This window comes from Blautia wexlerae, from assembly GCF_013300825.1.
Lineage (GTDB): Bacteria > Bacillota > Clostridia > Lachnospirales > Lachnospiraceae > Blautia_A > Blautia_A wexlerae_B.
In genome coordinates, this window is sequence record NZ_JAAIMY010000026.1 from 1 (window position 1) to 11,874 (window position 11,874).

11 protein-coding genes are annotated in these 11,874 nt (G+C 41.2%); 3 read left to right on the forward strand and 8 right to left on the reverse strand.

Features of this window, described 5'->3' with window-relative positions:
• The first annotated feature begins 458 nt into the window (after window positions 1-458).
• Entirely contained in the window at window positions 459-1,667 is a 1,209-nt protein-coding gene (locus G4417_RS12595) for an IS110 family transposase (RefSeq protein WP_173683736.1), read from the forward strand.
• Between the two features lie 144 nt (window positions 1,668-1,811).
• On the opposite strand, the gene G4417_RS12600 is transcribed toward G4417_RS12595, so the two are convergent.
• The 3 genes from G4417_RS12600 to G4417_RS12610 form a co-directional block, all read right to left on the reverse strand.
• Window positions 1,812-2,009 (reverse strand): hypothetical protein, encoded by a 198-nt coding sequence (locus G4417_RS12600; RefSeq protein ID WP_144136801.1) that lies wholly within the window; start codon window positions 2,007-2,009, stop codon window positions 1,812-1,814.
• A 298-nt stretch (window positions 2,010-2,307) separates the two neighbouring features.
• Window positions 2,308-4,689: a hypothetical protein gene (locus G4417_RS12605; RefSeq protein WP_173683737.1), complete on the reverse strand. Its 2,382-nt coding sequence runs from the start codon at window positions 4,687-4,689 to the stop codon at window positions 2,308-2,310.
• A gap of 123 nt (window positions 4,690-4,812) precedes the next feature.
• Window positions 4,813-5,622, reverse strand: coding sequence for a carbon-nitrogen hydrolase family protein (locus G4417_RS12610; RefSeq protein ID WP_144136788.1), 810 nt, complete (start codon window positions 5,620-5,622; stop codon window positions 4,813-4,815).
• 191 nt (window positions 5,623-5,813) lie between these two features.
• On the opposite strand from G4417_RS12610, the gene G4417_RS12615 reads away from it, so the two are divergent.
• Window positions 5,814-6,059 (forward strand): type II toxin-antitoxin system RelE family toxin, encoded by a 246-nt coding sequence (locus G4417_RS12615; RefSeq protein ID WP_120062600.1) that lies wholly within the window; start codon window positions 5,814-5,816, stop codon window positions 6,057-6,059.
• A 4-nt stretch (window positions 6,060-6,063) separates the two neighbouring features.
• Window positions 6,064-6,297 carry a hypothetical protein gene (locus tag G4417_RS12620; protein WP_144136789.1) on the forward strand — a complete coding sequence of 78 codons (234 nt, stop codon included), beginning with the start codon at window positions 6,064-6,066 and terminating at the stop codon, window positions 6,295-6,297.
• Between the two features lie 80 nt (window positions 6,298-6,377).
• Here the strand turns inward: G4417_RS12620 and galE are convergent, their stop codons facing one another.
• From galE to G4417_RS12645, 5 genes are all read right to left on the reverse strand, one after another.
• Window positions 6,378-7,394 (reverse strand): UDP-glucose 4-epimerase GalE, encoded by a 1,017-nt coding sequence (gene galE / locus G4417_RS12625; RefSeq protein WP_144136790.1) that lies wholly within the window; start codon window positions 7,392-7,394, stop codon window positions 6,378-6,380.
• A gap of 338 nt (window positions 7,395-7,732) precedes the next feature.
• Window positions 7,733-8,833, reverse strand: a complete 1,101-nt coding sequence (locus G4417_RS12630) for a phosphotransferase enzyme family protein (RefSeq protein WP_055153373.1) — start codon at window positions 8,831-8,833, stop codon at window positions 7,733-7,735.
• Window positions 8,834-8,837: 4 nt separating this feature from the next.
• Window positions 8,838-9,764 (reverse strand): nucleotidyltransferase family protein, encoded by a 927-nt coding sequence (locus G4417_RS12635; RefSeq protein ID WP_119243619.1) that lies wholly within the window; start codon window positions 9,762-9,764, stop codon window positions 8,838-8,840.
• Window positions 9,765-9,925: 161 nt separating this feature from the next.
• Entirely contained in the window at window positions 9,926-10,804 is an 879-nt protein-coding gene (locus G4417_RS12640) for a carbohydrate ABC transporter permease (RefSeq protein ID WP_025580675.1), read from the reverse strand.
• A gap of 13 nt (window positions 10,805-10,817) precedes the next feature.
• Window positions 10,818-11,723, reverse strand: a complete 906-nt coding sequence (locus G4417_RS12645) for a carbohydrate ABC transporter permease (protein ID WP_025580677.1) — start codon at window positions 11,721-11,723, stop codon at window positions 10,818-10,820.
• Between the last annotated feature and the right edge of the window lie 151 nt (window positions 11,724-11,874).

An 11,874-nucleotide genomic window follows, 5' to 3' on the forward strand; every position in this document is an offset into this window, starting at 1 on the left:
TCTGTTTTCGTAATTCTACACCATAACTGGATATTATCTGCATTTTTATTTCTCCATGATAACTCTTTTCTCAGATTCTGTTGTTTTTTCTATTACTCATGGCTATATTTTAGCACATATAGTGCCAGAAGTAAACATGTGTTCTTTCTTTGAGTAAAAAATTTGCCCGTCTAACTCATCACTACTACAATATATTTATGGGTAATCCCCTTACATCCGGTAAGGATTTATCCATCTCATTACTTAAACTGTTAGAATGTAGAATGCAATGGTATATCGACTTCATCACTTGGACCTCGCGTCCGTACTTTAGACTGATAACCGGCTTCTCATTCGCAGTGTTCGTTTTATGCAGGTTGAATCACATCAGGTGCATTCGTGTCACACACAGTAGTTTGAACAGGTAATGAGTAAAACTGGTAGTTATCCATTGCAATAATCTTAAGGAGCGACAATTTATGAACGCAGTAGGTATCGATGTTTCAAAAGGCAAGAGTATGGTTGCTATCATGCGACCTTTCGGTGAAATCGTTTCCTCACCTTTTGAAATCAAACACACAACCAGTGATATCAATTCACTTGTAGAACTCATCAACTCTGTTGAAGGTGAGTCCCGAATCGTGTTGGAGCACACCGAACGTTATTATGAAGTCCTCGCCCATCAGCTTTCAAAGGCAAATCTTTTCGTCAGTGCCATTAACCCCAAACTTATCAAAGACTTTGATAATGATTCTCTTCGTAAAGTGAAATCCGATAAGGCGGATGCTGTTAAGATTGCCCGATATACTATTGACAAATGGCAAAATCTTAAACAGTATAGTGTTATGGATGAATTACGCAATCAGCTTAAAACCATGAACCGTCAGTTTGGCTTCTACATGAAGCATAAAACAGCCATGAAGAATAATCTTATCGGCATCCTTGACCAAACCTATCCTGGTGTTAATACTTACTTTGACAGTCCTGCACGCAGTGACAGTAGCCAGAAATGGGGTGATTTTGCATCTACATACTGGCATGTGGACTGTGTCTGTAAAATGTCCAAAAACGCTTTTATTAACCACTATCAAAACTGGTGCAAACGCAAGAAGTACAACTTCAGTCAGTCAAAGGCTGAAGAAATCTATGGGAAAGCCAAGGAGCTTGTTCCTGTACTTCCTAAGGATGACATTACTAAACTTATTATTAAGCAGGCTGTAGACCAACTTAATAGTGTTTCTACAACTGTTGAATCCCTACGCACACTTATGAATGAAACTGCATCCAAACTTCCTGAATACCCTGTCGTTATGGCAATGAAAGGAGTCGGCACATCACTCGGGTCTCAATTGATGGCTGAGATTGGTGATGTTTCCCGTTTTACTCACAAAGGTGCTATTACCGCCTTCGCCGGTGTAGACCCGGGTGTTAATGAATCTGGAAGTTATGAACAAAAAAGTGTTCCAACTTCCAAACGAGGTTCCTCTATTCTTAGAAAGACTTTATTTCAGGTAATGGATGTCTTAATAAAAACGCACCCACAGGATGATCCTGTATATCAGTTCATAGACAAGAAGCGGGCACAGGGTAAGCCTTACTATGTCTATATGACTGCAGGAGCCAACAAGTTTCTAAGAATCTATTACGGACGAGTGAAAGAATATCTTTCGTCTCTTCCAGAATCCTAATCATCATTATGATTTTCAGACCAGCACTGGTGTGGTGGTCTTATTTTAATGCCTAATTTTTAACCTATAAAGTTTTTTAATTTTCTTCAATTTTAGTATTGACTTTTTATTTGCAGGCTAAAGTAACGAGAATGCGACGCGCAGTTATTCAATTCCCCAGTCACGAAACTGCTCTACATAATCACTGGCTGCTTTGGACGAGTTATTTGTCAGAAAACAGAAAATTCCACCATTTTCCTTTACTGTCTGAAGAAAGTCTGCTGCACCCGGAAGAAGTTCACTTCCCAGAGCAACAGTTCCGTCAATATCCAGGAGGAACAGTTTTTTTCTTTTATCATTGATGCAAGATTGTTTTGCATATTGATATTTCTCTCCTCTTTTTTAGCTATATTGCTTTTTTATTGTCATTGCACTGTCCACCGACATTTTGCTTTTGACCACTGGCATTATTATAAAAACTTTTTGACATCACCAACAATCTTATTTTTGGCAAATAAATGTTAAATGCGCATAAAAAAATCACGACTGTTCGCCGTGATTTTTTTACATTTTGATTTTATTGCTGTTGTCTTAATTATCTGTTTCTACATTATTCATGCATTGGAAATGAGTTTTTTTCTCATTTTACTTAAATTTTACTTTACAGAGATTCCGGTCTTTCCACCTCATAGCTGGACCAATCATCGACTGTAGTAGATGCAGATGTATCTGCGCTGTCCTGATAAGAGCCTACTGTGATTGTGTAATCACTGTCGCCTTCTACATAAGTTGTTCCGTCTGTACCTACGATGGAAACTGTTTTGCCGTCCGCATCTGCGATGGTTCCTGCGTTTGAAAGGGATGTAATGGTGCTGTCGCCGGTTACTGTCCATGTGGAATCTTTGTCGATCACTACGTTGCAATATCCGTCTCCACCGTTTCCTGCGTTGGATTCGTCATTGACAAACGCACCTTCCAGTGTACTGCCATTGGTCATATAGAAATCAAGGTCACTGATGGAATCCCAGATTACATTTCCTTTCATATCCTGGCTGTCTGCTGTGAAATTGCAGTCAGATCCGTTAGCACCGCTCTGGCCCCATCCACGCTGGTTGTTGTTTCCTGTGCACTGCAGGAAGAATTCATTGTCATCATTGTATGTGATGTCTACGTCCTTTAATGTGATTGTACATTCTGTATTTGTTGTATAGAATAAGCCGCCATTCTTGGATGTAATCGTTCCACCATCCATCTGGAATGTACTGTTACCTACTTCGGAGTCACCGGACATACTCTGATAAAGAATGACTGTCCATGTGGTATCATTCTGTTCATCATCACTCATATTTCCGGTCAGGTTGCTGTTATAGAGTCTCAGAGAGTTTAATCCCTCGATGCAGACTGCTTCTGAACCATTTGCTGTCAGTTCTGCGTTGTTGACTGCAATATCTGCTGTACAGTAAACCGCAGGGGAACCTACACCATTAGAAGTATAAGTACCTCCGTCCACTACCATTGTTCCGCCGCCTCTGTCACTGCGGATTGCTGCGGAAGATTCGCCGTTAGTTTCAACGTTCAAATCCCATGCGTAAAGTTTTCCGCCACCTGCTGCGTGGATTCCGCCTGAAGTATCCTGCTGTGTGGTGATATCTGTATCTGCTGCATATACAGTTCCGTCACCGTATGCAAAGAGTCCTGCACCGCCTTTGCTGTCTGTGGTTACTGTACTGCCTTTAACATATGCAGTTCCGTCTGTGGCAAGAACTGCTGCTCCTACACCATAGAAGCTGGAGTTATCACCGCCCTGGCTGTCTGAAGATGTTCTTGAGATTGCGTCATTGCTGAAAGTAACCTCTGCACCATTGGAAACAAGTGCTGCGTTTTCGTCTGTTCCTGTAGATTCCAGAGAGGTATCGGAGACTGTTTCATCTTCGCTGTATTCATTTGCTGCATCGTAGCTGTCCACACCGGAAGCCTGACCGCCAGGACCACCCTGTCCGCCGCCCATATCCATGGACTGGACTGTGATGGTTGCTGCGTTTCCGTCATCATCTAATGTGATAGCTACTACGTCGCCCTCTTTGATGTCATCTAATGTAATCTCTTCCGTCTGACCTGCACCATCCGGTGCTCCCTGGCCATCTGGTGCCTGGCCGTTGCCGTCCGGGGCTTCTCCCTCTGGTTTTTCCGGGGCTTCGCTGTCTGCATTTTCACTGTCAGATGCTTCTTCCGTCTTTTCTGCGTCACTGCTTTCTGAGTCGTCAGATGCATCTGCCTTTTCTGAATCATCAGTGTTTTCAGTATCTTCCGATTTTGCATCTGCATTGTCATCGGCATTATCTCCATCCGGTTTCTCTGGTGCTTCTCCGTTATCTCCGTCTGGTTTCTCCGGAGCCTCTCCACCAGGTGCTCCCTGACCGCCGCCCATGGACTGTTTCGTAATCACTGTGCTGTCTGTAACTGTGATTTCCTGTTCTTCGCCTGTCAGATCTAACATAGATGGTGCTTCTCCGTCCGGAGCTCCCTGACCATCACCGTTACCATCTGGTGCTTCGCCTTTGTCTGCGTTATCTGCGGATGTTTCATCTTCGCCATCTGTAGTTTCTGCGTTTTCCTCTGCATCAGTAGTTTTATCTTCACTGGTATCTTCTGTAGCTTCGCTGTCTGTTTCTTCAGCATCTTCTGCAGCACCGTCTGCTTTTGAGTCATCACTTTCCGGTTTTTCCGGAGCTTCTCCGTTCTCGCCACTCTGAGGCTGTTCACCAGGCTGCCCCATTTCTTTTCTGGTTCCTACTGCAATGGTGATTTTTCCATCTTCCACAGATTTTACTTCTCCGAGAATTTCATTTTCCTTTGTTTGCTCTGTATCGTCATTCTTTTTTTCAGCATCCTCATCTGATGCTTCCGCTGTATCTTCTATAGTGTCACCTGCATCCTGAGTGTTTTCTGTCTTGCTCTCTTCTGCAAATACTGTTGCCGTAGAGCCCACAGATGTTGCTGTTATCATAACTCCCATGATCATTGCCAGATGTTTATATTTCATAGTAATACCTCTCTGTTCTTTATATTTTGAATTCTCTCTGTTTCTTTTGTTTTTGTTGATGGTATTACTATATCTGGTAAATGTGTTTGATCTATGGTCAGTCTGCGAAAAAAATGTGTTCTTCTATAAATGATACATTTCAGATTTGCGGTGTTTTAATAATGGAAGCTGTTCTCTGATCTGGTCTTCCCGGTCCAAATCTATTTCTTCTATTAAAATGCCCTCTTTCTCATCTAACTGTTTCATGACCTTTCCCCATGGATCTGTTACAATAGAATGTCCCCAGGAAATATATCCTGCCTGTGTATCTCTGGCAGGAGCACATCCAAGCATATAAATCTGATTGTCAAGAGCTCTTGCCCGAAAAGTCAGTTCCCAATGTGCAGGGCCTGTAGTCATATTAAATGCTGCAGGGACGAAGATCATCCTTGCACCGTCCAGTGCCATTGTGCGGGCAAACTCCGGGAAGCGGATGTCGTAGCAGATCATGACACCCATTTTCCCAAATTCAGTAGCAAATACTGTGGCATGATCTCCCGAAGTCAGAGTATCGGATTCTTTGAAGTACTGTCCATTTTTTACATTGATATCAAAGAGATGAGTTTTTCTGTGCTTGCCAATCTGTTTTCCATCTCTGTCAAAAATATAAGAAGTGTTGTAAACATTTCCTGCCTCATCGACTTCCGGCATGGAACCTGCAATCAGATAAATATGGTATTTCCCTGCATAATCAGACATCGCCTGCCACGATGGACCACCTTCTTTTTCTGCATAAATTGGGAAATTCTCGGTCTGATATGGACAGCAGAACATTTCCGGGAGGATTACGAAGTCCGGTTGTTCTACTTTTATTTTTTCCATATAAGTGCCTGCGGTACGGATATTCTGCATTTTATCTTTTACTGTTGGCATCTGGATTGCTGCTACCTTCATGTGTATCCTGTCCTTTCTTTGACAATAATATAATATTTTCCCTGTCTATTATAGCCAGTAAAAAATACTCTGACAATCCAGTGATTAAAGTTGCTTCCAATATTTTTATATGCTATATTAAACATACCAGAATACATTTCTGCTTTACGAAAGATAACAAATAGAAAATTCTATAATAATTTCGTAAAGGAGTGGTAAAACTGGAAATCGAATATTCAAAACAAGCCCTTAAGTTTTTGAAAAAACAAGATGTTACAACTCAAAGGCGTATTATTAACGCAATTTCTAACTTACCTAAGGGAGATGTAAAAACATTACAAGGCAAAATTGGTTATCGTTTACGCGTAGGAGATTATCGTATAATTTTTGATAATATCGAAAACATTATTGTTATCAGACTTATTGGTAATCGTGGACAGATATATAAAGGAGTGTGATTTTATGACAGCTGTCAAAGAACGTATTATAGGTGCTGTATCCATTATGAGCGATAAAGATGCTGATATCTTCTGGCATATCATTCAAAAACATTTTACAGCTCCTGATTTGTTTGCAAATATTGAGGAAGTAGAACCTGATGAAGTAGATTTAATGATGTTAAAAGAAATTGAAAACAATCCTGACTGTCATGAATTTATTTCTCAGGAAGAACTAATGAAAGAACTTAATTTGTAATTTTCATATTTATATTCAAAATATCCCCCACACATGAGCTTTTCTTCCCATGTGTGGGGGATGTTTGTATTCTGTATTAATTAGTCATCATAACCATTCGGGTTATTGGACTGCCATCTCCAGGAGTCGGCGCACATTTCTTTGATGTCGTTTTCTGCCTTCCATCCCAGTTCTCTCTCTGCTTTGGAAGCATCAGAATAGCAGGTTGCGATATCGCCTGGACGACGTGGCTTGATCACATATGGAATTTTAACACCTGTAGCAGCTTCAAAATTCTTCACAATGTCAAGAACGCTGTAGCCTTTTCCTGTACCAAGGTTGTAAATGCTTAATCCGGAATTATCTTCGATTTTCTTAAGAGCTTTTACATGTCCCTTTGCAAGGTCAACAACATGGATGTAATCTCTCACACCTGTTCCGTCCGGAGTATCATAATCATTTCCGAATACGCCAAGTTCTTTCAGTTTTCCAACTGCAACCTGTGTGATGTATGGCATCAGGTTGTTCGGGATTCCGTTTGGATTCTCGCCAATAGTTCCGCTCTTATGAGCACCGATTGGGTTAAAGTAACGGAGAAGAACTACGTTCCATTCCGGATCTGCTTTCTGAATGTCTGTCAGAATCTGCTCAAGCATGGATTTTGTCCATCCATATGGATTTGTGCACTGTCCTTTCGGGCACTCTTCTGTGATCGGGATGATTGCCGGATCTCCGTATACAGTTGCAGATGAAGAGAAGATAATGTTCTTTACATTATGTTTTCTCATAACATCTACCAGTGTTAAGGTTCCTGCAATGTTATTTTCATAATATTCCCAAGGTTTGGCAACAGATTCTCCTACTGCTTTCAGACCTGCGAAATGAATACAGGAATCAATATCTTCTTTATCAAAAACTTCATTTAAAGCATCGCGGTCCAGGATGTCTGCTTTGTAGAATTTCACTGGTTTGCCTGTGATCTTGGAAACCCTTTCCAGAGATTTCTCACTTGCATTGCTTAAGTTATCCAGAACTACAACATCATATCCTGCGTTCTGCAATTCTACAACTGTATGGCTTCCAATATAGCCTGCTCCACCTGTAACTAAAATTGCCATAATAATTCCTCCTAACCTGTCTTCCTGCTACAATACCTGTTTTTTGCAATTTCTGTTTTTTTCTCTTTCAACAATACCTATATTAGTTCACAGTATCAGAAATATCCTTGATAATTCTGAGTGTAATCTATAAAATTCTGCGGATATCCTGTTTCACATCTGCAAAATTTACCTCTGTATTTTACAGCACCCTATATTCAGAACTGTAAAATACCGTTTCCTGGCACATCATGTATTGTAGAAAATCCTGCGAAAATATGATTTCTCTCATATCCCCGCAGGATAATTCTATCCGAATCAGTTCATAAACACAAGTCTTTATGGACATTTACGTTTTTTTATACCCGTTTATACTTATTTACAATCTCTTTCATCCGGGAAAGTTTTTCTTCCATGTCTTTCACCAGTTTAAACTGTGTTCTGCAGCGATCCAGATTATGTCCCTCTCTGTGAATCTTGAAATAATGATCTCCCTCCAGATAGTCTGTGAGAAAACGCATTCCACATTCAAATGTCATAAGAATTGCTCCCATGGGAAGCATATCCAGTTCTGTCTCAGTCAGTGCACCGCCACAGCCTTCAATGAAACCTTTGACATAAACTTCATACAAGTGAAGATCACAGGACACCTTCGTCAGGTCTTTCTCATCCTCTGCTCCGGTACTTGCGCCAAAGCGGATAGAATCACCGAAATCATTTACGGAAAGTCCCGGCATTACAGTATCAAGATCAATCACACAGATGGCTTTTCCCGTTGCATTATCAATCATAATGTTATTCAGCTTGGTATCATTATGCGTAACACGCAACGGCAGCTTTCCCTGATCCTGCATATCGCACAGGACATGTGCCAGTTCTGTGCGGTCCAGCACAAACTGAATCTCTTTTTCCACATCTGCTACTCTGTGGCATACGTCTTTCTCCACAGCAGTTTTAAACTTCTCCAGCCTGTCCACCGTATTATGAAAATTTACGATAGTCTCATGAAGAGTTTCTGCCGGATAGTCTGCAAGCAGCCTCTGGAAATGTCCGAAAGCAACTGCACTCTGGTAAAAATCTTCCTCATCTTTTACCATGTCATAGCATGTGGCATCTTCAATGAACAAATATACTCTCCAGTATTCCCCGTCCTCATCTACATAATAAGGAAGTCCATCCTTTGTCATCACAAGATTCAGAGTCTCTCTCTCCACATCTCCACCGTTTTCCTGGATCTTTTTCTTCAGCCAGGCAGTAACACCGCTGACATTCTCCATCAGTTCCACAGGTTTGGTAAAAATACTCTTGTTCATTTTCTGAAGAATATAATGTTTGCCTGTATCATAAGTCAGGCGGTAAGTATCATTGATATGTCCGCTTCCATAAGGAACACATTCTGTCAGATTATCTTCCAGAACAAATGCACTGGTGATATTCTTTATTTCCCGGTTAATTTCCACTCAATTATTCCTCCCATAATTTCTGTGGATACAGCCCTCCATCTTTTAAATTCTGAATGGCAGCTACTACCACAGGTTTATCTTCTTTGTAGGTTACGCCATACCATTTATCCATAGATTTCAGAACTTTTACAGTTGCTCTCTTCTCACCGAGAAGTTCATCTACTACAAATGGCAGGAAATATTCGCATTTCAGCGGGTTTACTTTCAGATTCTCATCCAGGAATTTAGGGAATCTGTCTTTCAGCTCTTTCAGAATGCTTGCTGAAAATCCCCACATATTCATGGATACTGTACTGCCTTCCGGAAGCATGGTCCATGTTTTTCCATCGTCTTCTGTATAAGCTGTGCCGCCGTCATGCTTTTCGATATGGGTACGTTCGTTGATCTTAAGAAGATGTCCTTCTTCGTCTGTCACGCACACACCTCTTGCCACATGGCCATTCTCTGTCAAAGTATTCTCCAGTTTATAGCCGACCATCATATATCTGTAAATATCTGCAGTATCTTCATTCTCTGTCAGGAAATCATATGCCATCTTAAATGCATGGCTTCCATAATAGTCATCTGCATTGATCACAACGAATGGTCCGTCGATTTCATTGATGCAGCTTAATACGGCATGTCCGGTTCCCCATGGTTTCACACGTCCTTCCGGTACTTCATAGCCTTCCGGAATATTGTGAAGATCCTGGAAAACATATGATACTTCTAACTGATTGCTGAGACGGTCACCGATGGCGCTTCTGAAGTCTGCTTCATTTTCTTTTTTAATAATAAATACTACTTTCCGGAATCCGGCCTGTACTGCATCATAAATGGAGAAATCCATGATGATGTGTCCCTCTTTGTCCACCGGATCAATCTGTTTCAGACCGCCGTAACGGCTTCCCATACCTGCTGCCATAACTACTAATACTGGTTTCTTCATAATTTTTTTCCTCTTTTCTTTAAATGTTTTTCGTTACTCTCAGATTGCCTGGTAACTTTTTTACATTCATCTTATCATACTATGATTTTGAGGTCAAAACGTGTTACATAATACCTTTCGCAATCACAAACAATTGCTATTGTCCTACTGTCCTTCTATTCTTATCCCTTAATACCACCGGTAACACCACCGATGATCTTCTCTGACAGGAAAATATACAGAATAAATGTCGGCAGGAATACAATGATCACTGCTGCAAACATTCCGGCCCAGTCACCTGTATATTTCATGGAGTTGATCATTCCATAAAGTCCAGGTGCAACAGGTTTCAGCTTGTCCGAGCTTGCGAAGATCAATGACAGGAAATATTCATTCCAGATATTAATAAAATTAAAGATTGTTACCGTTACGATTCCTGACTGCGCCATAGGGAACATGATTTTCCAGAAAGTACGCATGGGAGGGCATCCGTCGATCGCTGCCGCTTCCTCATAAGTTCTGGAAATATTACTGAAGAAGGTAAGCAGGAAAATTGTTGTATAAGGTACATTAATTCCTACATATAATATAATCAATACGGTTCTTCCTGCTGCTACATTATTCAGAATTCCCATACCGGAAATAATACTGAAAAGTGGAAGAACGACCATGATCGCCGGAACACCCATGGCAGATACGAAGCTGGTCTGGATAAATTTATTTGCAATAAAATCAAATCTGGACAGTACATAAGCTGCCGGTGCGCACACCAAAATCAGAATTGTGCAGGAAATCACAGAATAGATCAGTGAGTTTCCGAAGAAGCCGGCAACTCCGGCACCATTCCACGCTTTTGCGTAGTTTTCAAAATGTAACCCGGACTCAAACTTCAGGGCTTTTCCCTGGAAGATCTCTGCTGTTGTGGAAAAACTCGCCCCGAATACCCATCCCAGAAGCGCAATGGTAAAGATTACCCAGAGCAGCAGGATGATGTATCCCGGCAGGAGTTTGACTTCTCTTTTCAGATTAAAGGGTCTGCGTGCCTCTTTTTCTTTTGCCATTTCTCATCCCTCCTTAGAATTCCAGATCATCATCTTTGATCACTCTGTTACAGATTGTAAATACAATGACTACGCAGACACTGAGCAGTACACCGATGGCAGCTCCCAGACCTGCATTTCGTTCTGTAACTGTATTGCCGCCGCCAAAAATCTGCATATACATATAAACATAAGGGGTAATTGTCTGTGTGTCTGCAGTTACTGTGGAGAAAAGCTGTGACCATACAAAAAAGCCTACACTGCTTACAGACCACATGGTAATGTTTGTCTTAAATACTCCCTTTAACAATGGAAGTGTCATGTAACGGAACTGTGCCGGTTTGGTCGCTCCGTCAATGGTTGCCGCCTCATAATATTCGGGACTGATACGCTCAATACCGCTGAGCCAGATCAGCATATGGTATCCAACCATGCCGAAACAATATGCAAACAACAGTGCCCAGAATTTGTGGTCATTATCCAGGAACTGGATCTTTGCCAGATTGTCCAGATGCAGTGCTGTAAAAAGATCCTTCAACAAGCCATATCTTGGACTGTATACATACTGCAGCCACATAGTTGCAAGCGCTACTGCACTGACAATATTTGGCATATAAATGATCGCGCGGAAAAATTTCTTTCCTCTGATTCCACTGGTAAGAATAACTGCAAATAAAAGAGACAGGCTCATTACCACCAGACCGCCGATCAGCCAGATACGAAACAGGTTAAAAAATGAAGTCTTAAATAAGCTGGTACTCATCAGCTTTGTATAGTTGCCAAATCCTACAAATTTCCATAAATCCATGGAATCTGTAACTCCGTCGATCTTGAAAAAGCTCATGATCACTGTTCTGATGATTGGATAAAGAAAGATTCCCAGAAACAGCAGAACTGCCGGAGTCAGAAATACAACGATCATCGTTTTATTCTTCTTCAAATAAATACCTCCTTTGTAAGTTATACCATATCTACGGATTGCTACGCTTCGCTCCCGCAATCCTCCAGCCATTCGGAATCCGCTGATTTACTTCGTAAATCGCTACTTCCTCATGTCTGGCGGTTTCCAAGTCTAAAAGTCTTATCGTGCA